We start from the raw sequence: 23,832 nt of genomic DNA on the forward strand, positions 1-23,832 counted from the left end.
TCAGAGCAGCGGCGGCGTCGTGCCGCCGTCGTAGACGATCCGTCCGCCGACGACGCGGGCGAAGTCGGGCAGGCGATGCTCCGCCGGGCGGTCGCGGCCGAGGTGGAGGACCTGCCAGCCGGCGACCAGCAGGTGGTCCGCGATCAGCCGGCGGTGGCACTGCCACCAGAGCGCTTCGGCGCACATGATCGCCGTCGGACGTTCCGCGGCGAGCGCTCCGAGCTCGGCGAGCGCGCGTGCGAACTCTTCCGTGTCGGCGTAGTCGGCGTAGGCGCGGAACGCGTCGACCGTCCAGGCGAGGTGCGGCGAGCGCTCCAGCGTCGGGCGGCGTCTTCCGCCGAGCTCCGGCATCCAGCGGTAGTCGATGCCCGCCGCAGCGCAGGAGGCGGCGAGCGCCTCGCGGCCGAACTGCGGATGACGGCGCGAGCCGGGAAAGGCGCGCACGTCGACCAGCCGTTGGATTCCCGCCCGACGCAGGACGTCGAGGAAGTCGTCGATTGCGAGGTTCGAGTGGCCGACGGTGTAGATCGTGCGCGTCACGCTCGAGAAGAGCTTGGCAGAGCGTGCGCCGTCCTGCATGCGCGATGCGCGGTGGACGACGGAGGGCGTTCGTCCGGAGCGCGCTCTTGAGCGCCCCGCGGCTTGGTGTCAGAGTGGGGCGCGCACGGTTCGCCGCAGCGGCGCGGGAGGAGCCTATGCAGACGGTTCGCGATCTGCTCCGCAAGAAGGGCGGAGAGATCTACTCGGTTTCGCCCGACAGCAGCGTGTACGAGGCGCTGCAGCTCATGGCCGACAAGAACATCGGCGCCGTGCTGGTTCTGGACGGCGAGCAGATCGTCGGCATCCTGTCGGAGCGCGATTACGCGCGTCAGGTGATCCTCAAGGGCAAGACGTCGCGCGAAACTCCGGTCCGCGAGATCATGACGACGCGGGTCGTGTTCGTGAAGCCCGAGCAGACCATCGAGGATTGCATGGCGCTGATGACCGACAAGCGCATCCGCCACCTGCCGGTCATCGAGAACGGCAAGCTCGCCGGCGTGCTGTCGATCGGAGACGTCGTCAAGGCGGTGATCTCCGAGAAGCAGTACCTGATCGAGCAGCTCGAGGCGTACATCACCAGCGGCGGCTGAGCGGTCGAGCGCCGACGCGGCCGGGTGCGTCGACCAGGACTTTCGACCACGGCCCGCGTCAAGCTATGCTCGAACACGCAACTTTTGACGGCACGGTGGACGTGCGCACGACGGCGCAGGGAATCCGGCGTCGCGTGCGCAGCCTCGCGAGACCTCGATGAGCGCATCGTCGGGATCATCCTCGGGACAGGGAACGGGCGGCGGCACGCGCAGCGTGATCCACGACCTGCGGCAGCCGCTCGCGGCGCTGCAGGTCTGGCTCGACCTGCTCGACGGCGCGCTCAAGGGCCGGCTCGACGAGAAGGAGCAGCGCTACCTCGCGAAGATCCGCGAGGAGGCGTCGCGGCTCGGCGCGTTGCTCAGCAGCGCGAGCAGCGCCGGCGGCACGAGCAGCGCCGCTGCGACGCCCGCGGAGCCTGCAGCGACGACGCGCGCGAGCACCCCAGGCGACCCGAAGCCCGGCGCGGCGCCCGAGAACCCGCCCGGGCTGCGCCTCGCCGGCGCGCCGCTGCTGCTGGTCGAGGACGACGACGTCACGGCCGAGGCGCTGCAGCTCGCACTCGAGGCGGAGGGCGCGTCGGTCGCCATCGCCGGCTCGATCGCGGACGCGCTCGCGCTCCTCGACGCCGCACCGCCGGTCGCGGTGCTGAGCGATCTGCGCCTGCCCGACGGCGACGGCTACGACCTGGTGCGCGAGATCCGCAAGCGCGACCAGGCGGCGGGTCGGCACACCGCGGTGGTCGCGGTGACCGGCTTCGACAGCTCGGAGACGCGCGCCGCGACGCGCTCCGCCGGCTTCGACGAGCTGATCGGCAAGCCGTTCTCGATCACGCACCTGCTCGCGACCCTCGATCGCCTGATCGCGGCCTGACGCGCGCTCTGCAGACGAGCGTTCCGTAGCGGCGCCCGCGGTCACGGACGATTTTCGCGCCGCGTCTGTAGAAGCTACATCGTGGCCCGGCGTCGTCGTGGCCCGTCGTCCAGCGTTTGCTGGCCTCCGACGCCGCTCGTCGCGTGGCACGGTTCGCGCTTTCCGCAGCGACGCTCGTTCGGGGCGAACGGCGGAACGTGTCGATGGCGGCTCCAAGTCCAACGCGCGACGTGCGCGACCACTCCATGCGCGACGATTCCTTGATCGCCGCGGTCGTGGACGTGTTCGACGCGGGGCAACGGGTGCTGCTCGACCGGATCGACCTCGCGTGGGTCGAGGGCCGCGCGATGGTCGCCGGCACGGTGACGAGCCTCGCGCTGCTGATCGCGGGGCTCGCGTTCCTGCTCGTCGGCTGGTGCGCGCTGAACGCGGCTTCGGTTCTCGTTCTGTCGCGCACGCTTTCGCTGCCGCAGGCGATCGGCCTGATCGCCGCCGTGAACGTCGTCGCCGGCGCCGTCGCGCTGGCGCTCGCCCTCCGTCAAACCAGATCCCTCACCGGGACCACGAACGAAGGACCGCAGGGAGGAGCACGCGCATGACGCAGGCCTACGCAGAGCAGATCGAGGCTCTCCAGGAGTCGCTCGATCACGACCGCGCCGAGCTGCGCGCCGCGATGGAGCGCGTCAAGCGCGCCGCGCGCGAGCCGCTCGCGGTGCGGCGGAGGATCCGCGAGCGACCGACGCCCTGGATGTTCGGCGCCGCGCTGGTCGGCCTGTGGCTCGGCGCAAGGGAGTCCGTATGAGCGCGCAAAGCACGCACGGGGGAATTTTGTCGAGCTCGCTCGAGCACATCCAGCTGCGCGACGGCACGACCGGGCGCGAGGAGCTCGAGCGCCTCGATCGCCAGGTCCGCAATTTCGTGACGGAGAAACCGCTGATGGCGGTGATGCTGGCGCTCGCCGCCGGCTACGTCGTCGGCCGCATCGTCTCGCGCATCTGACGCGTCGCCCGGTCGCACGGGTTGGGGAGCATCGTGAAGAACCAAAGGAAACAGAGCGAACAGCAGAGCTGGGAAGGCGAGGGCGGCATGGGCTCGGGCTCGAACGGACACGACCGCCAGAGCGAGGCCGTGACGCGCGTCTACGAGCAGTCGAAGCGCGTGCGCGAGGACTTCGAGGGGCTCGTCTCTGCGGTCTACGAAGCCAAGGCGGACGTCGAGTCCGCGCTGCGCGAGCGGCTCAAGGAGCATCCGTACCTCGGCCTCGCCGCGGCCGCGGGCCTGGGCTACGTGCTCGGCGCCGGCATCTCGCCGCGGCTGCTCCGCACCGCGTTCGGGCTCGGCACCCGCATCGCGTTCGCGGCGGTGATGCGCCAGCTCGCCACGCCGATCACCGAGGCGGTGACGGCGCGCACCTGAGCGCGTCGCCGCCTCTCCTTTTCACGACCAGACAACCAACGGAGAACGACATGCACGCGATGGAGCTCAGCAAGAGCTTGCCGTCGGCGGAGGAGCTCCTCCGCGCGATCGGCCTGCAACGGACGCGGACCACCAGCGACTTCGTCGGCAGCATGGCGCTGTTCGGCGCCGGCATGCTGGTCGGCGCCGGACTGGCGCTGCTGTTCGCGCCGAGCTCGGGCGCCGAGATGCGCGAGCAGCTCGGATCGCGCCTCGGCAGCGTCCGCGAGCAGCTCGGCGAGAAGGCCGAGCAGGCGCGCCGCACGGCGGCGAGCTCGGTCGGCGCGGCCGCGCATGGCGGGTGAGCGCGCCGGGGCGCGCGACACCTACGCTCCCCGGATCGTCGTCGCTCTCATCACCTCCGCGCTCGCGGGCGTCCTCGCCTGCGGCAGCGGCAGCAGCGGCGGCGGCGAGGCCGTGCCCGCGCCGCTGCCGCAGGAGAACCCCGGCTTCCGCGCGATCGCCGGCGTGTCGATGGGCGCCTACGGCGCGCTCAACGTCGGCACCAAGCACCCCGACGTCTTCGGAACCATCGCGGCGCTCGGCGGTCCGGTCGACCTGACGCAGCTCCTCACCGACACGGTCGAGGAGGGGCTCGAGGTCAAGCCGCAGACCGTGATCCCGCGCACGATCGGCGACGACTTCACGTTCGATCACCTGCCGCCGTACCCCGGACGCGACACGCAGGTCCGGCTGCTGCGCGATCTCGTGATCGCGTTCGGCAACCCGTTCCTGCACCACCCCGACCCGGCGCGGCAGTTCTTCGCGATCGACTCCGAGCCCGCGATGCTGCTGCGCGACGACGTCTTCGGCACCTTCACCGTCCCCGGTGAGGTGCGCGGCTTCTTCGACGGCGGCGACGGCAACGAGGACGGGCTGCGCCAGAGCGACGAGCCGGCGGATCTACCGACCGACGTGCTGCTGGTCGCGAACGGCTCGCTCGGCGCGATCGCGGGCGTCGAGCCGACGGCGATCGTCGGCGGACGCGCGCTCGCCGACCTCGACGGCGACGGGGTCTACGACGTCGGCGACGGCATCGTGCTGAACCCGTCCGAGCCGATCCGCGGCGACGACGGCGATCTCGTCCTCGAGCCCGAGCTCGGCGAGGAGTTCGACGACTTCGGCCTCGACGGCGTTCCCGGCACCGGCGACTTCGGCGAGGGCAACGGCGTCTTCGACGTCGACCCCGACCGCGCGACCTGGCTCGAGGAGAACCCGACGACGCGTCTCGCGGGCCGCTCGGCGAGCGACATCGCGCGCCAGCGCATCTACATGGACGTCGGCACCGAGGACGAGTTCGAGTTCGGGCAGCACTACACGAACCTCGTCGAGGTGCTGCGCGCCAAGGGTCTGCAGGTGCGCGTGCAGGACGGCTACGAGGGCGACTGCTTCGACGTGCCGAAGCCGTCCGAGCCGCTCTACCTGCTGCGCTACCCCGGCGGACACATCGGCATCCCCGAGTCCGACAGCGTCCTCGACGACCTGCTGAACGGCGAGGTCTGCGGCGCGATCGGCATCTGGCAGCGCCTGGTGAGCCTGATCGGCTACCTCGACGCGAGCTTCCCCGACGGCAACTACGGCGTCGGCGAGATCGACATCGACATCGATTTCGACGACTTCGATTTCGACTTCGGCGATCTCGACGTGCGCGGCGAGATGGTGGAGCGCGACGTGCCGGCGCCGAGCCTGCAGCTTCGTCCCGAGGACGCGGTGCCGACGCAGCGCGTGCTGGTCTACCGTCCGCCCGAGTTCGAGCGCAGCGACGGCGCGTTCCCGATCGTCTACGTGCTCGGCGGCTACGGCCAGACGCCGCAAGATTTCGAGCGCGCCGGCGACCTGCTCGATTTCCTCATCCTGACACGACAGGTGCAGAACATGTTCGTCGCGTTCCTGCCGGGCTCGGGCGGACAGCAGGGGTCGTTCTACGTCAATCACAGGGTCGCCGAGGACGGCATCCCGGACGTGATCGGGCCGACTTCGGGCCGCTACGAGGACGTGATCCTCTTCGACTTGATTCCGGCGATCGAGAACGACGTCGCGCGCGGACGGATCCGGCGCTGACGTCGGTAGAACGTGCCGAACGTCCGGCACGGATTACACGCGCCGAAGAAGCGAGCCCCATGCTTCGGGGCGCGCAACCTCGCAACCGCGCGGCTACGCGAGGCGAAACGCGCGCCGGACGGCGAGCCGACCGTGGCACCGCTGTTGCACTTCCCCCGCACCGAGCCGCTCCGCGACGACGCGGGCGGGATGGAGGAAACCGACATGTTGAGCTGGGCAGTTACTTTCTTCGTCATCGCGTTGATCGCCGCAGTGCTCGGCTTCCGTGGAGTCGCCGGTCTGTCGGCGGAGATCGGCTACGTGCTCGTCGTCGTCGCCCTGATCTTCCTCGCGATCGCCTTCTTCACCGGTAGGTCGACCCCCACACCTTAGCGGCACCGCCGAGCGGCGAGTTCCGAGAACGAAGGAGCACCAACAAAATGGGTCAGAGAGATCGGCGCAACGACGATCAGATCAACAAGGAAGGCGCACGTCGCTACGGCGAGGGCGTGCGGCAGAACGCGCCGGCGAGCGACCAGCAGGCGAAGGACGCTGCGAAGGCGCTCGACGGTCCCGAGGGACAGTCACTGCGCCGCGCCGAGCGGGCCGGCAAGGCCGCGGCGAAGCTTCCCCGTCACTGAAGCGGCTCGGGACGGGCGGCTGTGCGGCGCGCTCAGGCGCCTGCGGCCGCCCGTCACTTGACCGCCACCACCTCGACGTCGCCGAAGCGACGCAGCACGTTCACCCCGACGTCGTCTCCGTGGCGGTGAAAGGCGACGTCGATCGTTCCCGCGCCCACGTGAAGGTCGCGGATCTCCACGTGGTCGATGTACGCGGGCAGCATCGAGTGCCCAAACACGACGCGCTGGCCGGCGCCGTCGATCGAGATGCCCAGCACCGCCGCGAGCGTCAGCAGCGGAGCGCCCGACGCCCAGATCTGCGGCGCGCACGCCACCGGGTAGAGCGTCGGCCCCTCGCCGGGACGGCGCGGGAAGCCGCAGAAGAGCTCCGGCAGCCGACGTAAAGCAAAGAACTTGCTCGCGTCGTAGAGTCCCGTGAGGATCGCGCTCGCCTCGTGACGCTGCTGGTAGCGCGCCATGCCGGCCGCGATCATCGCATTGTCGTGCGGCCACACCGAGCCGTTGTGGTACGACATCGGGTTGTAGCGACGCTCCCCGACCGCGAGCGTGCGTACGCCCCAGCCCGAGAACGAGCCGGGATCGGTCAAGCAGCTCGCGACCCGGCGCGCGCGTTCCGGTGATGCGATGCCGGCGAAGAGACAGTGCCCCGCGTTGGAGGTGCGCACGCGACACGGTCGCTTGTCGCCGTCGAGCGCCAGAACGTAGGTGCCGAGCTCCTCGTCCCAGAACAGCTCCTCGAAGCGCTCGCGCAGACGGGTCGCTTCGCGCTCGAGCCGCTCCGCGGTGGACTCGTCGCCTCGCATGCGGGCGAGGCTCGCGGCGCCGAGCTTCGCCGCGTAGACGTACGCCTGGATCTCGCACAGCGCGATCGGCCCCGTGGCGAGCGTGCCGTCGGCGTGCATCACCGAGTCGTCGGAGTCCTTCCAGCCTTGCTGGCGAAGCCCGCTCGGGCAGTGCGACGCGTACTCGACGAAGCCGTCGCCGTCGAGGTCGCCGTGACGATCGATCCACGCGAGCGCGCGCTCGATGCTCGGCCACAGCGCCTCGACGGTCGCTCGGTCTCCCGTGCGCCGCCAGTACTCGCTCGCGAGCCAGATGAAGAGCGGCGTGGAATCGGCCGATCCGTAGTAGCGACCGAACGGGATCTCGCCGAGCGCCGCCATCTCGCCCGAGCGCGCCTCGTGCAGGATCTTGCCAGGTTCGGCATCCGCGACGTCGGAGGACTCGGTCGCCTGCGTCGCGGCGAGGTAGGTGAGGACGCCGCGTGCGAGCTCGGGCTTGCACCACAGCACCTCGAGCGCGGTGATGATGCCGTCGCGGCCGAACGGACAGCAGAACCACGGCACGCCGGCGTAGGGGTACAGACCCGTCGGCACCTCGGACGTCATCATCGCGAGGTCCGCGAGCGAGCGCTCGAGCCACTGGTTGAAGTCCTCGTTCGAGGTGCGCAGCGCGGCGCCGCGCGTCGCGTGGCGCGTGATCGCCGCTGCCGCCGCACGCCGCGCGTCGCCGAAGGAGAGCAGCTTGCGCCGCTGCGGCTCGAGCTCGCACGAGATCGCCACGTGCAGCGTCACGTCGTCGTGTGCGACGAGCCGCACGTCGTACTCTGCGCGGCCCGGCTCGATCGTCGTCGGCGCCGGATGGAACGCGATGCGCGTGCGGCGCACGACGCGGTCGAGTCCGTGGTAGCGCAGCACGACGTCGCCGCCCTCGACCAGCGGAGGCTCGAGGCGTCCGCGCGATGCGCGGCGCGTGCCGCGCACCTCGAACATGTCGGCGTAGTCGGCCGCGAAGTCGACGCCGAGCCGCAGCGCGACGGGCTCGGGCTGGTAGCTGCGCAGCCGCAGCTCCTGGTACAGCGTGCCGTTCCAGAGCAGCAGCGAGCGCAGGACGTGCACCGTGTCGCGCTGCACGATGCTGCCGTCGGCGAGCTCGAGGTCGGGGTTGGTGAGGTTCGCGACGAAGACCGCGTTGTCGTCGGGCACCGTCGAGCTCAAGAGCAGGAAGCGCAGCGACTGCACGTCGATCTCGAGCTGCGAGAGAAAGCGCGTTCCCTGGTGGAACAAGCCGTCGGTGCCGAGCCCGATCGGACGCACGTCGCCCGAGCGGTCGACGATCAGGAAGGTGTCGTCGTGCTTGAGGACGCGCGTGTGCTCGGGCTCGAGCGCGCCGGTGACCAGGATGTAGAACTGGTCGTGAACCTGGATGATGTTGCTCATCGGTCGCGTGCGTCTCGACGTGGAGACGCCTTCGTAGCGAGCGCCTGTCGCTCGCGTCGTGCGGAAGGAACGTCCGTCAGACGCCGCGCGCCATCGCCTCGGTCTGCGCCTCTCCGGCCGAGGTGATGTCGTGCGCGCCGAGCCGCTCGAAGACCTCGCGTGCGACCTTCCGCTCGTTGCTCGCCTCGGTGTGCACCGAGATGAGGTAGTTGCCGCCGGCGATCTTCCCGGCGAACCGCTTCGCTTCGAACTCCGGGATGCCGAGCCCGACGAGCGCTCCCGCGATCCCGCCGAGCGTCGCGCCGATCGCGGCGGCGCTGAGCGCCGCGAGCAGCGGGCCCGCGGCGACGAACGGACCGAGCCCGGGGATCGCGAGCGCGCCGGTCCCGGCGAGCCAGCCAAGCAGGGCGCCGATCAGGCCGCCTGCGCCCACTCCGGCCGCCGTTCCCTCCGGGGCCTTGCTGCGCAGCGCGTGCGCGAAGTGTCGGGTGCCGGTCTGGTCGGGAAAGAGCACCGAGATGTCGCCGCGCGAGAACCCCGCCAGGCGGAGCTCGGCGACGATCGCCTCGGCCTGCTCGTCGCTGTCGACCAGGCAGAAGACTGCTCTCGACACCTTTGCGTATCTCCGTGTGAGCGTGCCGTCGCGTGCGCGCCGAGCGCGCATCGCGGAACATCGGCCGCACGACAGGAGCGAAGGCCGTGCCACGAGCAACGAGGAAAGCGGTCTGCAGAGCCCGTGGCTGAGACGCGGCTGGCGCTTTCGCCGTGGCAGTCTTCCACAACTTACCCTGTAAAGTTTTCAGAGTGCCGAACGGGCCCAGTAGCTTTTACAGCCAGCAGGGTCCGATCAGGTCCCGCCGATCCCGCCTGCAATCGCGGCAATGCATCGAAAAATCCGCCGCTTGCGCCTGCTTCGCCGCAAGCTCCGAAGCGTCCGGCAGGCGTGGCGCACCCATTGCTCGACGTGCCCCGGACTTTCGTCTCAAGAGGAGGACAGCGGATGAGCTCGATGCCGGGATCGGCGCAGGACGTACCGCGGTTTTTCGCTCCGGACATCATCACGCCGGATCAACACCTCGACCGGATCCGGCCGGCGAGCGCGGACTGTCCAGAGATCCGGCTGATGCTTGCGGTGATGGAGAACGGCATCGCCACCTACCTGCGCTACGCCGCCGAGGCGCAGATTCCCGCCAAGCGACGCGCGCGCAGGCTGTTCGGCGAGGCCAAGGCGTGGGTCGAGTCGTCGGACACCAGCTGGCCGTACTCCTTCGAGAACCTCTGCACCGCGCTGGGCTTCGATCCGGGCCAGCTGCGCAAGGGCCTGGGTTCCTGGGAGATGGCGAACATGATGCAGCGGCGGCCGACGCGGCTGTCGATCCGGCGGATCAACGGGTCGCGGCACGTGATCGGCGCCGGCACGGACCGGCGGCGCAGCCGCGGCACGGCGCGCGTTCGCCGTCAGGAGCGCGGCGCCGGGGGGCAGTCGCCGCGCGAGGCGACCGCCTGAAGCGAGCAGCCTGAGGGCGACGCGGCGCTCCTTGCCGCGCCGGCCGGAGGAGCGAGAGCCCGCCATCCCGAGAGGATGGCGGGCTCTTTTCGTTCCGGATTCCCGCGCCGCTTCGTGACGCTCGAGTTTCAGCTCGAGCGCTTCTGCTGCGCGATCCCCGCCGACGCCGTCCCGGACACCGACGCGCCGGCCTGCGCACCGCGCTGCGCTTCGTCCGCGCCGCCCGGTTGCACGCGCAACCGATTGTGCACTTGCTTGACGCCGGGGATCTGCTCGACCAGGTCCTCCGCGTCGCGCTTCATCTGCCGGTCCTCGACCGAGCCCTCGAGCGTGACCTCGCAGGCGTCGACGGTCACGGTCATGAACGACGCGTCGATCTCGGGATCCGCCATCAGCGCGTCGCACACGTCTTCGCGGATGCGCTCGTCGCTGCGCTGGTAGCCCTGCGGGCCGCGTCCGGTGAAGCGTCCGGCCTGCATGCCGAAGCCGCCACGGAGACGTTCGCGCCAGCCGCCGCGCGCCCCCGCGTGACCGAGGCCCCACTCCGAGCTGCCCGCACGCCGGCGTCCCTCGAGGAACTCCGGCCCGACGCCGCCGTAGCCCTCGCGGCCGCTCTCGAGACCCTCGCGCTCGGGGCCGGGCCACTCGCCGTAGCCGCCGTAGCTGCGCTCGCCGTAGCCGCCCGGTCCGTGCTGCCAGGCGCCGAGGCCGCGCTCGTTCCAGCCCTCGTAGCCGCCGAAGCCTTCGTGCGGCGAGGGCGCGTTGCGCGAGCCCCCGTAGGGCTCGCCGCCGTACGGCGCAGCGCCGTAGCGACGCTGACCGTACTCGCCGCGACCGTAGCCTTCGCGGCCGCCGCCGTAGCCTTCCTCGTAGCCGCGGCCGTAGGACTCGCGCCCGTAGCTGCGCTCGCCGTAGCGCTCGGAGCCGTAGCCGCGCGGCGAGTGCTCGAACGACTCGCCCGCGCCCTGCGCGGACCAGCCGCGACGCTCGCCGCGCCCACGCTCGATCCCCTCGGTGCGGTAGCCCCAGTCGCGCTCGTCGTCGGTCGCGCGCCAGCGGCCGCGCGACTCCTCTTCGCCGAAGCGGCGCTGTCCCTGCCGCTCGTGACGTCCTTCTTCTTGACGGTAGCCGCCTTCGTGACGCTCAGCCATCACAGCTCCTTCCCTCGTGCGTGTTTCGCGTGTGGGCGAGCACACGAGCCGAACGACATGCGGCTGCAACGGCGGTGCCACGGGGGTTTCGACGTGAACCCGCGCTGGACCCGCGCGCGACGCGGCAGTCTGTACAAAGCGACGGGTAAGAGCGTCGGCCGCGGCTCGCGTCAGCCGTTCTCGCGTCAGCCGTTGATGATCTCGCCGCCGTTCGGGTGCAGCACCTGCCCGGTCATGTACGACGCGTCCTGCGACGCGAGGAACACGTAGCTCGGCGCGATCTCCTCGGGCTCGCCGGCGCGCTTGAGCGGCACGTCGGAGCCGAAGGTCGCGACCTTCTCGGGCGGGAAGGTCGACGGAATGAGCGGCGTCCACACCGGACCCGGCGCGACCGCGTTCACGCGGATGTGCTTGTCGGCGAGGCTCTCGGCGAGCGAGCGCGTGAAGGCGACGATCGCGCCCTTGGTCGCGGCGTAGTCGAGCAGCGTCGGGCTGCCGCGGTACGCGGTCACCGACGTCGTGTTGACGATCGCGCTGCCCTCGTGCAGGTGCGGCAGCGCCGCCTGCGTGAGGTAGAACATCGAGAAGATGTTCGTGCGGAACGTCCGCTCGAGCTGATCTGCGCTGATCTCGGCGATCGACTCGCGCGGGTGCTGCTCCGCGGCATTGTTGACCAGCACGTCGAGGTGGCCGAGCTCGCGCACGGTCTCGTCGACGACGCGCCGGCAGAAGTCCGGATCACCGACGTCGCCGGCGAAGACGATGCAGCGCGCGCCCTCGCGCTCGACGAGCGACTTGGTCTCGCGCGCGTCCTCGTGCTCGTCGAGGTACGCGATCGCGACGTCGGCGCCCTCGCGCGCGAACGCGATCGCCACCGCGCGCCCGATGCCGCTGTCGCCGCCGGTGATCAGCGCGACACAGCCGGCGAGCTTGCCCGAGCCGCGCTGACCCGGGCGCGTCGCCTTCGGGCGCGGCGTCATCTCGCTCTCGAGACCCGGCTGGCGGTCCTGCTGCTGCTCGGGACGCAGCTTCTTCTTGCGCTCAGACTTGCTCTTGTTCGCCATGCTTCGTCTCCTGCTCGTCGGCCGCGCCGTCGAGCGGTGTCAGATCGTGGTTCGCCGGACCGTTCAGCACGCGCCCCATGCACGAGAAGCGCGAGCCGTGGCACGGACAGACCCAGGTGCGCTCGACGGAATTCCACGACACGATGCAGCCGAGGTGCGGGCAGGCCGCGCCGAGCCGGTGCACGCGGCCGTCATCGTCGCGGTAGACCGCGATCTTGGTGAGCCCGCGGCGCAGCACGGCGCCCGAGCCGTTCGCGATCTCCTCTTCGGACGACACGCTGCCGGGACGCAGCCAGTCGACGTACTGCGCCGCGACGTTGAGGTTCTCGCTCAAGAGATCGGTCGCCGCGCCGACCGTCAGCCGGCCCGGGTCGTAAAGCCCGACCCACGGATTCGGACGATCGGCGATCAGGTCGCAGATCAGCATCCCGGCGATCGTGCCGTGCGTCATGCCGTGACCCGAATCGCCGGTCGCGACGTAGACGTTCTCCGCGTCGGACGGGTTGCGGCCGATGAAGGCGACGCCGTCGCTCGGCTCCATCACTTGCCCGCTCCAGCGCTGCTCGACGCCCTCGACGCTCGGGAAGCGCTCGCGTGCCCAGCTCTCGAGCCGTGCGAAGCGCTCCATGCCGTCGTCGGCCTGACCGCTCTTGTGGTCCTCGCCGCCGACGATCAGCAGATCGTGTCCGGCGCCACCGTTGGGTGGCACCGGCTGGAGACGCACGTAGTGGTAGGGATCCTCGGTGTCCCATAGCAGCAGGTCGGGCACCGAGCCGTGCGCGACGCGCAGCGCGATCGCGTACGTGGTGTACGGCGCCTGCTTGGCGTGGATCACGAAGCGGTCGTTGACCGGCGTGTTGGTCGCGACGACGACGTGCGCGCACGACACGCGGCGTCCGCCGAGCGTGTCGACGTGCGCGTCCTTGCCGCCGACGATGACGGTCGCGCGCGTGCCGGTGAAGACCTGGCCGCCGAGGCGCTCGAACGCGCGGGCGAGCCCCTCGAGGTAGCGCAGCGGCTCGATCCGCGCCTGGGCCGGAAAGCGCAGGCACGGACCGGTGTCGAACGACGCGAGCGGCGCGCGCATGACCTGCTCCACGCCAGGCACGCCCGCGCGCAGCGCCGCTTCGAGCTCCTCCTGCAGGAGATCGGACAGCGTGGGAAGCGTCGTCGGCGGCGCTTGGAGCGCGCTCGCTTCCGGTGCGAACAGGAAGCCGTCGACGCGCGCGAAGTCGCAGTCGATCCCCTCGTCGCGCGCGATCTCCTCGATGCGCGCGATCGCCGAGGTGTGGCTCTCCGCCGCGAGGCGTGCGCCGCTCTCGCCGTGCAGCCGCTCGAGCTCGCCGTAGCGGTCGTCGAGCGCGTTCGAGAGGTGCGCGGTGGTGCGACCGGTCTGACCGCCGCCGATCGGGCCGTCGTCGAGGACGACGACCTGCGCGCCGTCGCGCTGCAGCAGGTACGCGGTCGAGAGGCCGGCGATCCCCGCGCCGACGACGCAGACGTCCGCCCGCACGTGCGAGGAGAGAGCCGGCCGTTCGCGGACGTTGCCGTTGCCCGACCAGGGCGATCGCATGGAGACGCGGTGCAGCACGGCGGGGTGCCGCGCACGAAGCGTGCCGCGCCGTTCGCCGCGCGTCTTCCTGCGCGCGTCGGACGGATGTTGCCGCCCGCGTTGTAACAACTTCCGCGCGTGGCGAGGATTCTTGTCGCTCGCGCCTGCTCGGGGCCGCCTTTCGTCGTGGCCGAGCCTTTGCACCGCGACGTGGAGCCCGGCGGTGCCGCGGGCGATGACACGGGAGGGTCCGGCTTTGAGAGCAATCAGAATGAACCTCGAGACGTCAATCATGGTTGCGACGCGCTCGCTTGCGCGCGTCGCGTGCCTGGCCGTGCCGCTCTGTCTCGTGCCGACGCACGCGCTGGCGCAGGACGCGCCGTCCGGCGTCGCCGTCACCGGCGTGCAGCGGTCGGGCACGACGGTCACCGGCTGGGTCGAGAACCAGACCAACCACGAGGTGCGCGATCTGCGTCTCCTGGTGCAGCAGGACTGGCGTTGGGCCCGTGAGAAGTCCCCCGGGGAAGACAACCCCGGCACGAGCGAGATCGTCCGCATCCCGGAGTCGATCCCGCCCGGCGGCAAGGTGCAGTTCCGCTACCAGATGCCGCGGCCGCTGCCCGAGCGCACCGACGGTCACTTCGAGACCAACGTCAAGGTGCTGAGCTTCAGCGAGCACTGGCTCGTCGAGCCGTCCGCCGCGGTCGAGCAACGGACGACGACGATCGAGCGTCGCACTGGCCCGTGAGACGAATCCCGCGTGCGACCTATCGCATCCAGTTCGGGAGCTCGTTCGGGTTTCGTGACGCGGCCGCGATAGCGGACTACCTCGCCGCCCTCGGCATCAGCCACGTCTACGCGTCACCGTACCTCGCCTCGGCGAGCGGGACGCACGGCTACGACGTCGTCGCGCACGATCGGGTCGAGGAGCGGCTCGGCGGCGCGGACGCGCATCGCGAGATGTGCGACGCGCTCGCCGAGCACGGCCTCGCGCAAGTGCTCGACGTCGTGCCGAACCACATGGCGATCTCGGGTCGCGAGAACGCCCTGTGGTGGGACGTGCTCACGAACGGTCCCGCGAGCCGCTTCGCGTCGTTCTTCGACATCGAGTGGGAGCCTCCCGAGCGGCGCATGCGCAACACGCTGCTGCTGCCGGTGCTCGGCGATCACTACGGCCGCGTGCTCGAGAACGGCGAGCTGCGCGTCGCGCGCGAGTCCGACGACGAGCTGGTCGTCCGCTACCACGAGCGCGCGTTTCCGCTGAGCCCGCGCACCATCGACGTGCTGCTCGAGCGCGCGGCGGAGCGTAGCGGGATCACCGAGCTCGCGGCGCTCGCCGAGGACCTGCGACGTCTGCCGGATTCGAACCAGTGCGACCCGATCAACGTGCAGCTCCGCTTCCGCGAGTCGACGCGTCTGCGCGGCGAGCTGCAGCGGCTGCTGCGAGAGAAGGCCGACGCCGCCAACGCGCTCGACGCCGCGATCGCGGAGATCAACCAGGATCCCGACGCGCTCGACGCGCTGCTCGAGCGCCAGAACTACCGTCTCGCGTTCTGGCGCGCGGCCGATCGCGACCTCTCGTACCGGCGCTTCTTCGACATCGACACGCTGATCGGCGTGCGCGTCGAGGACCCGGAGGTCTTCCGCCGCTCGCACGAGCTCGTGCTGCGCTGGGTGGCGGAGGGCATCGCCGACGGGCTGCGCATCGACCACGTCGACGGCCTGCGCGACCCGCTCGGATACCTCGAGCGGCTACGCGCCGAGGCGCCCGACGCGTGGCTGCTGGTCGAGAAGATCCTCGGCCACGAGGAGCGCCTGCCGACGAACTGGCCGATCGACGGCACGACCGGCTACGACTTCGTGAGCCGCGTCGGCGGGCTGCTGATCGACCCGACCGCGGAAGCGCAGCTCACGAAGCTCTACGAGCGCTTCACCGGACGGCTCGAGACCTTCCCGGAGCTCGTCCGCGAGAAGAAGCACGCGGCGCTGCGCGAGCTGCTCGGCAGCGACGTGAACCGCTTGACGGCGCTCTTCCTCGACGTCTGCGAGCGCCACCGCCGGCATCGCGACTACACGCGCCACGAGCTGCACGAGGTGTTGCGCGAGGCGCTGGTCTGCATGCCGGTCTACCGGACGTACGTGCGCCCTGAGCACGGCGAGGTGAGCGAGGAGGACGTCGCGATCGTCGAGGGCATGATCGCGCGCGCGAAGGCGAACCGTCCGGACCTCGACCCGTCGGCGTTCGACTTCCTCGCCGACGTCCTGCTGCTGCGCGCGCGCGGCGAGCGCGAGGCCGAGCTCGTCACGCGCTTCCAGCAGCTCGCGGCGCCGACGATGGCGAAGGGCGTCGAGGACACCGCGTTCTACGTCTACAACCGCTTCATCGCGCTCAACGAGGTCGGCGGCGAGCCGTTGCAGTTCGGCGTGTCGCCCGAGGACTTCCACCGCGCGCAGAGCGAGGCGCAGCGGCTGTGGCCGCGCGCGATGCTGGCGACGTCGACGCACGACACCAAGCGCAGCGCCGACGTGCGCGCCCGGCTCGCCGTGCTGAGCGAGATCCCCGAGGACTGGGCGGAGGCGGTCGAGCGCTGGTCGAAGCTCGCCGAGCCGCACTGGGCGGGCGCGACGCCCGATCGCAACGTCGAGTACCTGCTGTACCAGACGCTGGTCGGCGCGTGGCCGATCGGCGCCGACCGCGTGCTGCCGTACCTCGAGAAAGCGTGCCGCGAGGCGAAGGAGCACACGAGCTGGACGCAGGCGAACGCCGCGTACGAGGAGTCGGTGCGACGCTTCGCCGAGGGCGTGCTCGGCGACGCGGAGCTGGTCGCGGATCTCGAGCGCTTCGTCGCGCGCCTCGTCGAGCCTGGGCGCAGCAACTCGCTCGCGCAGGAGCTGATCAAGCTCACGAGCCCCGGCGTTCCGGACGTCTACCAGGGCACGGAGCTGTGGGATCTGTCGCTCGTCGACCCGGACAACCGCCGTCCGGTCGACTTCGCGCTGCGCCGCCGTCTGCTCGCGGAGCTCGACCACCTCTCGCCGCAGGAGATCGCCGCGCGCAGAGACGAGGCATTGCCGAAATTATGGTTGACGAAGCAGGCGCTCGACGTCCGCAAGCGCCGTCCGGAAGCGTTCGGCGGCGACGCGTCCTACCGTCCGCTCTGGGGGACGGGCGCGCGCGCGCAGCACGTGGTCGCCTTCGTGCGCGGCGAGAGCGTGGTCACGATCGCGACCCGCTTCCCGCTCAAGCTCGCCGGCGACTGGGAGGGCACGTGTCTCGAGCTCCCGCCCGGACGCTGGCGCGACGTCCTCGGCGGCGTCTCGCACGACGGCGGCGCGCAGCCGCTCGACGCGCTGCTGGCGGTGTTTCCGGTCGCCTTGCTGATCGCGGAGGACGCGGCGTGACCGAATTTCGCGTGTGGGCGCCGAACGCCGAGCAGGTCGAGCTGGTGCTCGGCGACGAGCGACGCGCCGAACGCGCCGAGCGCCACGCGATGGCGCGCGGGGAGCGCGGCTGGTGGACGGTCGAGCTGCCGTTCGACGCGAGGGGACGCGACTATGCGTACGCGCTCGACGGCTCCGATCCGCTGCCCGACCCACGCTCGCCGTGGCAGCCGCACGGCGTGCACGGCTTCTCGCGCGTCGTGTCGCACGCCGACTTCGAGTGGCACGACGCCGGCTTCCAGGCGCCGCCGCTCGCGTCGGGCGTGATCTACGAGCTGCACGTCGGCACGTTCACGCCCGAGGGCACGTTCGACTCCGCGATCGCGCGCCTCGACCACGTGCGCGCGCTCGGCGCGACGCACGTCGAGATCATGCCGGTCGCCGCGTTTCCCGGCAGCCACGGCTGGGGCTACGACGGCGTCGATCTGTACGCGCCGTACGAGCCGTACGGCGGGCCGGCGGCGATGAAGCGCTTCGTCGACGCCTGCCATGCGCGCGGCCTCGCCGTGCTGCTGGACGTCGTCTACAACCACTTCGGTCCGGCCGGGAACTACGTCGAGCGCTTCGGTCCGTACTTCACCGACGCCTACCGCACGCCGTGGGGTCGCGCCGTCAACTACGACGACGCCGGCAGCGACGAGGTGCGTCGCTTCGTGATCGACAACGCGCTGATGTGGCTGCGCGACTACCACGTCGACGGGCTGCGGCTCGACGCCGTGCACGCGATCCACGACGAGTCGGCGCGCCACGTCCTGGAAGAGATGGCGGAGGAGGTGCACGCGCTCGGCGCGCGGCTCGGACGTCACCTCGTGCTGATCGCCGAGAGCGACCTCAACGATCCGCGCCTGCTGCGCGCGCGAGAGGCCGGCGGATACGGCCTCGACGCGCAGTGGAGCGACGACTTCCACCACGCGCTGCACGCCGTCCTGACCGGAGAGCAGCACGGCTACTACGCCGACTTCGGCCCGCTCGCCGATCTCGCCCGCGCCGTCGAGCGCGCCTACGTCTACGACGGCCGCTACTCGCCGCACCGCGGCCGTCGTCACGGGCGTGCGGCCGACGGGCTCGACGGCGAGCGCTTCGTCGTCTTCGCGCAGAACCACGACCAGGTCGGCAACCGCGCGGCCGGCGAGCGTCTCGCGCACCTGGTGAGCGAGGGCAGGGCGCGCATCGCGGCGGCGCTGGTCCTCGCGTCGCCCTACGTGCCGCTGCTGTTCCAGGGCGAGGAGTGGGGTGCGACGGCACCGTTCCAGTACTTCACGGCGCACGAGGAGAAGGAGCTCGCCGACGCCGTGCGCGAGGGACGCCGCAAGGAGTTCGCGGCCTTCGGCTGGGGCGACGACGTTCCCGACCCGCAGGCGAAGGAGACCTTCCTGCGCTCGAAGCTCGACTGGAGCGAGCTCGAGCGCGAGCCGCACGCAAGCCTGCTCGCCTGGCATCGCGAGCTGATCCGGCTGCGGCGCAGCGTCCCGGACCTCGCCGACCCGCGGCGTGCGCGCACCTCGGCGCGCTTCGACGAGGAGGCGCGCTGGTTCGTGCTCGCGCGCGGCGACGTCGTGATCGCGTGCAATCTGGCGCAGGCGAGGCAGCGCGTCCCGCTTCCTGCGGGGCCTGCGCGCGTGGTGCTGCTCGCCTCGGACGGCACGCAGGTCGACGGCGCGAGCGTCACGCTCGAGCCCGACGGCGTCGCCGTGCTCGCGCCGGCTCGCTGAGCTGGCTCGCCGAGACGTTGGCCCGCGTGCGCCGAAGGCGAAGGCGCGTCTCGATCCGTTGCCGGACGTCTCGAGGCACGTCGCTTGCGACCGTCGTCCGCTCATCGTCCCGCGACCGCGCTCCTTGCGGTCCCAGGAAGACGGAGGTGTGGCTTTGGCTTCAGCGAAGGGCAGCAAGCAAAAGACGTCCGCGCCTGGCGACCGGCCGGCGCGCGAGCGGCACAAAGCGCGAGCGGCTGCGTCGCCCGCGGCGATGGACGAGCGCATCACCGCCGGCGAGCGTGCGGCCGCGCGCGCCATGATCGAGGACGAGCCCGAGCTCGCGGGGCTCACCGAGGAAGCGGTGCTCGCGCTCGGCGATCTCGAGCGCGACACGGATCCGCTGGTCGAGGCGGGCGCGCCGGACGGCTTCGAGCACGCGGCCGCGGCGCAGCAAGGTCGCTCTCCGGTGCTCGCGGGCGGCGACGTCGACGCGTCGGAAGCGGAAGCGGGCAGCGGCGAGGAGGCGGTCGGCGGCTCGACGCCGACGCCCGATCAGGACAACGTCGACGAGCTCGGGCGCGCGCTCGGCGTGACCTTCGAGGACGACGAGCCGCTCAGCGGCGAGGAGAAGATCAGCAAGCGCGACGACGACCGCTGGGAGCTGGATCCCGCGTCGGCGGAGGACTGGTCCGAGCGGCGCAACTTCCGGCACGCGCTGCCCGAAAAGAAACGCGGCCGACGGAGTTGACCGCCGGCCGCGTCACGCTGCGGCGCGGGCGCGAGGCGCCCGCGCCGTGTGCGCCGAGAGGAGAGGTCAATCCTCTTCCACCTCGGTGCGGGTCTCGGTGCGGGTTTCATGCTTGACGGCCGGCGGCGCCGGAACGACGGTGCGCTCCTCGATCACGCGCTGCTGCACCGGCTTCGAGACGACGACGCGCTCGACCACGACCGGCTGCTCCTGGCTCTCCGTCACGTAGATCTTGACGGGCTGACCTCGAACCTGGTCGTACGTGATCACGTTGCCCTGCTCGTCGACGAACGTGGTGCGCTTGTCGATGCGATACGTGGTGGGCGTACCGGTGGACGACATGACGGTGATCTGCTGCGAGTTCGGCGTGATCTCCTTGACCGTGCCCGAGATCGTCTCGGTCTGCGTGGTCTCGCGACGGACGACGTCCGCGCTCGCTGCTCCGACCAGCGCGCCGAGCGCGATCGAGCCACACGCAGCAATGAAGAATGCTTTCATCGAATCCTCCTCGTGAGGGTAACGCGTCGTGCGACGCGCCGGCTTTGACGCCGTCGTTAGTCCTCGTAGCGCTCCTCGACGCGCTTGGTGCGCGTCGTGGTGGTGGTCGTGTCGTCGAACGGATCGGACGGTGCGATGACCGCCGTGCCCGACGGCACGCTCGCAGTGCTGCTCTCGCGATAGGTCGTCGTGGTGCGCTTGACGTTGTCGGAGCATCCGACGCTGACCCCGGCCATGCCGATCGCGACCGCAGTCAGAAGAACGAACTTTTTCATGTCGCCTCCTTGTTGGCTCGCGGACACGCGCCGGCGAGCAAGCTTCGGAGGAGTGGAGCTACTTGCGTGCCAGCGCCGGTCGTCGCGAACTCGCGTGCGAAAGCGCCCGCGCAGCGTGGATCGCGAGCGCGCGCTTGTAGGTTTCGCCGTCGCGCTTGGAAGCGTTTGCCTGGCGCGCGCTGCGCAGCGTGTGCGAACGACCTCGATCTACGACGACGCGCCGGTTCGCAGCTCGCCCGCGTGCGCGCGGCTTCGTCGCGCGCGCGAGCGACCGAGCTCGACGAGCGCCGCGGCGAAGCGCTTCAGGTCCTCGATGAAGAGGTTCGTCTCGCGCTCGCGGTCGGCGTCGGTCGGCGCGCGCAGCAGCGACGACGGATGAACCGTCGCCATGACCACCGGCGCGAGCGGCGACTCGACCGCACGTCCGCGCTGGGTGGTGACGCGGAAGCTGCGCCCGAGCAGCGCCTGCGCGGCGGTGGCGCCGAGACACAGGATGCCCTTGGGGCGCACCAGCGCGATCTCCCGATCGAGCCACGGACGGCACGCGGCGATCTCGCTCGCGTTCGGCTTCTTGTGGATGCGCGCCTTGCCGCGCGGCTCCCATTTGAAGTGCTTGACGGCGTTGGTGACGTAGACGCGCTCGCGCGCGATGCCGGCGGCCTGCAAGGCGTCGTCGAGAACGCGCCCCGCGGGCCCGACGAACGGACGTCCCGCGCGGTCCTCGCGGTCCCCCGGCTGCTCGCCGACCAGCATCATGTCGGCGTGCGCGGGGCCCTCGCCGAACACCGTCTGCGTGCCGATCTTCCAGAGCTCGCACGCGCGGCAGTCGAGCGCGGCCTCACGGACCTGCTCGAGGCGAGAACGGGGGACGCTCGATGCCATGGCTTCGCTCCTTCCGCCGACGACGGCATGCGCCGAACGGGCGGCTGCACGCGCGGCGCGCCGTGATCTCGGAGCAATCGTTCGGCCGACGAAGCGAAAGGCGAGCGCGCCCGCGCGGCGCTCGCGCGCGTAGTTCCTACATGCAGGACGGACCATCCTACACGCCGCGCCGAGGGGCTTCGTGCAGCCGCGGCGCCTCGATCAGCGTGCGCCGCGACGTCGCGGTGGCGTGCGAGTTGCTGCCTCGAGCAAGACGCACACGACGAACCGGGAGGGACGAACGATGGCACGTCGAATGGCAACCCTGTGCACCGCAGCGACGATCGCGCTCGCGATCGGCGCCTTCGGCTGCGACACGAACCGCGGCGACGGCAGCGTCGTCGAGGGCGATGCCCGCACGAGCGACGCGGCGCGCGACCGCACGTCCGAGCTCAACCCGCCGATGGGCGCCGGCGAGGCCGGCCGTCAGGCCGACCGCAGCGCCGGAGCGCCGGGCGTGAACGCCGGGGCACCGGGCGCGCCGGGTGCGCCAGGCGCGATGGGCGCCGGCGGCGGCGACGCGACGATCGTCGCCGAGGTGCGCAACAAGCTGCGCCGCGCCGTCGACATGGAGGCGAACACGATCGACGTGCGCGCCAACGACGGCGTGGTGACGCTGACCGGCCGCGTCTCGAGCGAGGACGTCAAGGACGACGCCGAGGAGCTGGCGAGCGACGTCGAGGGCGTCGAGCGCGTCGAGAACCAGATCACGGTCGCGCAGGGTCCCGGCGCGGGCTCCGGCAACCCCTGACCCTCGGTCCTGAGCGCTCGCTCACGACGCGGCGCGCGAGGCGCTGTGCACCGTGCGCCTCGCGGTCGGCTCCTACAACATCCATCGCTGCGTCGGGCTCGACGGGCGCTGCAGCCCGGAGCGCATCGCCGACGTGATCGCCGAGATGGCGGTCGACGTCGTGGCGCTTCAGGAGGTCGATGGCGGCTACTTCCTGCAGGAAGGCCGTGACCAGCTCGCCGAACTCGCGGAGGCGACGGGCATGGAGGCGGTCGCCGGGCCGACGCTGACCAGCGAGGTCGGCCACTACGGCAATGCGCTGCTGACCAAGAAGCGCGCGGTCGCGGTACGCCACGCCGACCTGTCGGTCGCTGGCAAGGAGCCGCGCGGCGCGCTGGACGTCGACCTCGAGGTCGACGGCCACTCGGTGCAGCTCGTCGTGACCCACCTGGGCCTGCGCCGCTTCGAGCGCGTCAAGCAGGTCGACCAGATCCTGCGCACGGTGATCGGCGCGCCGGAGGACCGGCTCATCATCGTCGCCGGCGACTTCAACGAGTGGCGGCCCGGCGACCACTCGCTGCGCCCGCTGCACGCGCGCTTCGGACGCTCGCGGCTACGGACCTTTCCCTCGCGCCGGCCGGTGTTCGCCTTCGACCGGATCCTGGTCGAGCCGCGCAGCGCGCTGGTCGAGCTCACGGTGCACGACACGCCGCTCGCGCGTGTCGCCTCGGACCACCTGCCGGTCAAGGCGATCGTCGAGTCCTGAGCGGGCACGGCTCTTGCGGGCGCTCGGAGGGTTCAACCCGGCCTGCGAACGATGGAGGTGAGGCATGGCCAAGTCCAATCGAGGAGTCGTCTCGAGCCTGAGGTCGCTGTTGAGCTTCGGCGAGGAGTCGGAAGCCGGCAAGGATGCGACGACGCTCTTGCACGAGGATCACGACCGCGTCGACGCCCTGTTCTCCCGCTTCGAAGCGGCGACCGGCAATGCCGAGAAGCGCGACATCGCCCGCAAGACCATCGCCGAGCTGCGCGTGCACGCCCAGCTCGAGGAGCAGCTGTTCTATCCGTCGCTCGCGAGCGAGCTCGAGGACGACGAGATGGTCAAGTGCGCCATCGAAGAGCACGGCCTGATGAAGCACCTGCTCGACGACCTCGACCGCATGCGTCCGAACGACGGCAGCTTCGACGCCAAGTACAAGGTGCTGACCGAGATCGTCCGTCACCACGTGCGGGAAGAGGAGAGCCAGGTGTTTCCGGCCGCGCAGTCGTCGGACCTCGACCTCGACGCCCTCGGCCTCGAGCTCCTCGAGCTCAAGCGGAGCCTGATCAGCGGCAAGCGCGTTTCGCGCAAGAGCGGCGGACGACGGAGCGCGGCGCGCAAGCGCTCGCGCACGACCGGACGGACCACCGCGGCCAAGCGTCGTGCGACCGCCGCTGCACGGCGCGCGAAGAAGACCGCCGCCAAGGCGCGTGGCGGAGCGAAGAAGAAGGCCAGCTCGCGCAAGAAGGCGGCGTCGCGGCGTCGCTGACGGACGGAAGATGATCAGGACCGCGGCCGGACCATCCGGCTGTGGTCGCGTGACACGAGGGCACGCGGCAGCGGAGCCGTCGGCATCACCACGGAGGGAGGTCGAGAGGACATGACCTATCTCATCATCGCTGCGGGCCTCCTGGTGGTGCTGTTCCTCTCGATCGAGGCGCGCCTGCGCGTCACGCGCGGGCGACCCGAGGACGCGCCGCGCGCGCCGCGCGTGCACCGCAGCGACGCGCGACGTCTGCGGCGCGGGCGTGCGGATCTTCGCCTGGTGCGCTCTGCGTCGGTCGAGCGCACGCGCCGCGCGCACGGCTAGCCCGAACGCGCTTTTCACATGCGCCTTTTGCAAGCGGCGCGGGAG

At 71.0% G+C, this 23,832-nt stretch carries 28 protein-coding genes; 19 read left to right on the forward strand and 9 right to left on the reverse strand.

Features of this window, described 5'->3' with window-relative positions; all coding sequences use genetic code 11:
- Entirely contained in the window at nucleotides 1-540 is a 540-nt protein-coding gene (locus VIS07_19215) for a DUF488 domain-containing protein (protein HEY8517643.1), read from the reverse strand.
- 155 nt (nucleotides 541-695) lie between these two features.
- Between VIS07_19215 and VIS07_19220 the strand changes: the two genes are divergently transcribed.
- The 10 genes from VIS07_19220 (at nucleotide 696) to VIS07_19265 (ending at nucleotide 6,137) form a co-directional block, all read left to right on the forward strand.
- Complete coding sequence (locus VIS07_19220; protein HEY8517644.1) at nucleotides 696-1,130, forward strand: CBS domain-containing protein; 435 nt, start codon at nucleotides 696-698, stop codon at nucleotides 1,128-1,130.
- Nucleotides 1,131-1,287: 157 nt separating this feature from the next.
- Complete coding sequence (locus VIS07_19225; protein ID HEY8517645.1) at nucleotides 1,288-2,001, forward strand: response regulator; 714 nt, start codon at nucleotides 1,288-1,290, stop codon at nucleotides 1,999-2,001.
- Nucleotides 2,002-2,246: 245 nt separating this feature from the next.
- Entirely contained in the window at nucleotides 2,247-2,600 is a 354-nt protein-coding gene (locus tag VIS07_19230; GenBank protein HEY8517646.1) for a hypothetical protein, read from the forward strand.
- Nucleotides 2,597-2,803, forward strand: a complete 207-nt coding sequence (locus tag VIS07_19235) for a hypothetical protein (GenBank protein ID HEY8517647.1) — start codon at nucleotides 2,597-2,599, stop codon at nucleotides 2,801-2,803. Before VIS07_19230 ends, VIS07_19235 begins: the two co-directional genes overlap by 4 nt.
- Nucleotides 2,800-3,000 (forward strand): hypothetical protein, encoded by a 201-nt coding sequence (locus VIS07_19240; GenBank protein ID HEY8517648.1) that lies wholly within the window; start codon nucleotides 2,800-2,802, stop codon nucleotides 2,998-3,000. The genes VIS07_19235 and VIS07_19240 overlap by 4 nt, the downstream gene beginning before the upstream one ends.
- Before the next feature lie 33 nt (nucleotides 3,001-3,033).
- The gene (locus VIS07_19245; GenBank protein HEY8517649.1) at nucleotides 3,034-3,417 is read left to right on the forward strand and encodes a hypothetical protein; all 384 of its coding nucleotides are present in this window, start codon (nucleotides 3,034-3,036) and stop codon (nucleotides 3,415-3,417) included.
- A gap of 50 nt (nucleotides 3,418-3,467) precedes the next feature.
- On the forward strand, nucleotides 3,468-3,761 hold the full coding sequence (locus VIS07_19250) for a YtxH domain-containing protein (protein HEY8517650.1): 294 nt from the start codon (nucleotides 3,468-3,470) through the stop codon (nucleotides 3,759-3,761).
- Nucleotides 3,751-5,517: an alpha/beta hydrolase-fold protein gene (locus VIS07_19255; GenBank protein HEY8517651.1), complete on the forward strand. Its 1,767-nt coding sequence runs from the start codon at nucleotides 3,751-3,753 to the stop codon at nucleotides 5,515-5,517. Before VIS07_19250 ends, VIS07_19255 begins: the two co-directional genes overlap by 11 nt.
- A 204-nt stretch (nucleotides 5,518-5,721) precedes the next feature.
- Complete coding sequence (locus VIS07_19260; GenBank protein HEY8517652.1) at nucleotides 5,722-5,889, forward strand: DUF1328 domain-containing protein; 168 nt, start codon at nucleotides 5,722-5,724, stop codon at nucleotides 5,887-5,889.
- Between the two features lie 47 nt (nucleotides 5,890-5,936).
- Nucleotides 5,937-6,137, forward strand: a complete 201-nt coding sequence (locus VIS07_19265) for a hypothetical protein (protein ID HEY8517653.1) — start codon at nucleotides 5,937-5,939, stop codon at nucleotides 6,135-6,137.
- Between the two features lie 53 nt (nucleotides 6,138-6,190).
- Here VIS07_19265 and VIS07_19270 read toward each other — a convergent pair whose 3' ends face one another.
- A complete protein-coding gene (locus VIS07_19270; protein ID HEY8517654.1) occupies nucleotides 6,191-8,356 on the reverse strand; it encodes an amylo-alpha-1,6-glucosidase in 2,166 nt (721 codons plus the stop codon).
- Between the two features lie 76 nt (nucleotides 8,357-8,432).
- Nucleotides 8,433-8,969, reverse strand: a complete 537-nt coding sequence (locus VIS07_19275) for a hypothetical protein (protein HEY8517655.1) — start codon at nucleotides 8,967-8,969, stop codon at nucleotides 8,433-8,435.
- Nucleotides 8,970-9,311: 342 nt separating this feature from the next.
- On the opposite strand from VIS07_19275, the gene VIS07_19280 reads away from it, so the two are divergent.
- Nucleotides 9,312-9,863, forward strand: coding sequence for a hypothetical protein (locus tag VIS07_19280; protein HEY8517656.1), 552 nt, complete (start codon nucleotides 9,312-9,314; stop codon nucleotides 9,861-9,863).
- Between the two features lie 128 nt (nucleotides 9,864-9,991).
- Here the strand turns inward: VIS07_19280 and VIS07_19285 are convergent, their stop codons facing one another.
- The 3 genes from VIS07_19285 to VIS07_19295 all read right to left on the reverse strand — a co-directional run bounded on the left by VIS07_19285 (nucleotide 9,992) and on the right by VIS07_19295 (nucleotide 13,651).
- Nucleotides 9,992-11,014 (reverse strand): BON domain-containing protein, encoded by a 1,023-nt coding sequence (locus VIS07_19285; protein ID HEY8517657.1) that lies wholly within the window; start codon nucleotides 11,012-11,014, stop codon nucleotides 9,992-9,994.
- 185 nt (nucleotides 11,015-11,199) lie between these two features.
- Nucleotides 11,200-12,078, reverse strand: coding sequence for an SDR family oxidoreductase (locus VIS07_19290; GenBank protein HEY8517658.1), 879 nt, complete (start codon nucleotides 12,076-12,078; stop codon nucleotides 11,200-11,202).
- Nucleotides 12,056-13,651, reverse strand: coding sequence for an FAD-dependent oxidoreductase (locus VIS07_19295; protein ID HEY8517659.1), 1,596 nt, complete (start codon nucleotides 13,649-13,651; stop codon nucleotides 12,056-12,058). The genes VIS07_19290 and VIS07_19295 overlap by 23 nt, the downstream gene beginning before the upstream one ends.
- A 313-nt stretch (nucleotides 13,652-13,964) precedes the next feature.
- Here VIS07_19295 and VIS07_19300 point away from each other — a divergent pair, with 313 nt between their 5' ends.
- The 4 genes from VIS07_19300 (at nucleotide 13,965) to VIS07_19315 (ending at nucleotide 19,513) form a co-directional block, all read left to right on the forward strand.
- A complete protein-coding gene (locus tag VIS07_19300; GenBank protein HEY8517660.1) occupies nucleotides 13,965-14,378 on the forward strand; it encodes a hypothetical protein in 414 nt (137 codons plus the stop codon).
- Nucleotides 14,375-17,032 (forward strand): malto-oligosyltrehalose synthase, encoded by a 2,658-nt coding sequence (treY, locus tag VIS07_19305; protein ID HEY8517661.1) that lies wholly within the window; start codon nucleotides 14,375-14,377, stop codon nucleotides 17,030-17,032. Before VIS07_19300 ends, treY begins: the two co-directional genes overlap by 4 nt.
- Nucleotides 17,029-18,783 carry a malto-oligosyltrehalose trehalohydrolase gene (gene treZ / locus VIS07_19310; GenBank protein HEY8517662.1) on the forward strand — a complete coding sequence of 585 codons (1,755 nt, stop codon included), beginning with the start codon at nucleotides 17,029-17,031 and terminating at the stop codon, nucleotides 18,781-18,783. The genes treY and treZ overlap by 4 nt, the downstream gene beginning before the upstream one ends.
- A 253-nt stretch (nucleotides 18,784-19,036) precedes the next feature.
- Entirely contained in the window at nucleotides 19,037-19,513 is a 477-nt protein-coding gene (locus tag VIS07_19315; protein HEY8517663.1) for a DUF6335 family protein, read from the forward strand.
- A gap of 66 nt (nucleotides 19,514-19,579) precedes the next feature.
- On the opposite strand, the gene VIS07_19320 is transcribed toward VIS07_19315, so the two are convergent.
- The 3 genes from VIS07_19320 to VIS07_19330 all read right to left on the reverse strand — a co-directional run bounded on the left by VIS07_19320 (nucleotide 19,580) and on the right by VIS07_19330 (nucleotide 21,324).
- Nucleotides 19,580-20,011, reverse strand: coding sequence for a hypothetical protein (locus VIS07_19320; GenBank protein ID HEY8517664.1), 432 nt, complete (start codon nucleotides 20,009-20,011; stop codon nucleotides 19,580-19,582).
- A 56-nt stretch (nucleotides 20,012-20,067) separates the two neighbouring features.
- A complete protein-coding gene (locus tag VIS07_19325; protein HEY8517665.1) occupies nucleotides 20,068-20,286 on the reverse strand; it encodes a hypothetical protein in 219 nt (72 codons plus the stop codon).
- 207 nt (nucleotides 20,287-20,493) lie between these two features.
- Nucleotides 20,494-21,324, reverse strand: a complete 831-nt coding sequence (locus VIS07_19330; GenBank protein HEY8517666.1) for a UdgX family uracil-DNA binding protein — start codon at nucleotides 21,322-21,324, stop codon at nucleotides 20,494-20,496.
- Between the two features lie 139 nt (nucleotides 21,325-21,463).
- Here VIS07_19330 and VIS07_19335 point away from each other — a divergent pair, with 139 nt between their 5' ends.
- From VIS07_19335 to VIS07_19350, 4 genes are all read left to right on the forward strand, one after another.
- On the forward strand, nucleotides 21,464-21,958 hold the full coding sequence (locus VIS07_19335; protein ID HEY8517667.1) for a BON domain-containing protein: 495 nt from the start codon (nucleotides 21,464-21,466) through the stop codon (nucleotides 21,956-21,958).
- Nucleotides 21,959-22,010: 52 nt separating this feature from the next.
- Entirely contained in the window at nucleotides 22,011-22,703 is a 693-nt protein-coding gene (locus VIS07_19340) for an endonuclease/exonuclease/phosphatase family protein (protein ID HEY8517668.1), read from the forward strand.
- A gap of 64 nt (nucleotides 22,704-22,767) precedes the next feature.
- The gene (locus tag VIS07_19345) at nucleotides 22,768-23,466 is read left to right on the forward strand and encodes a hemerythrin domain-containing protein (GenBank protein ID HEY8517669.1); all 699 of its coding nucleotides are present in this window, start codon (nucleotides 22,768-22,770) and stop codon (nucleotides 23,464-23,466) included.
- Between the two features lie 111 nt (nucleotides 23,467-23,577).
- Nucleotides 23,578-23,787 (forward strand): hypothetical protein, encoded by a 210-nt coding sequence (locus VIS07_19350; protein ID HEY8517670.1) that lies wholly within the window; start codon nucleotides 23,578-23,580, stop codon nucleotides 23,785-23,787.
- Nucleotides 23,788-23,832: the final 45 nt, after the last annotated feature.

The organism is Candidatus Binatia bacterium, assembly GCA_036563615.1.
Lineage (GTDB): Bacteria > Desulfobacterota > Binatia > UBA12015 > UBA12015 > DATCMB01.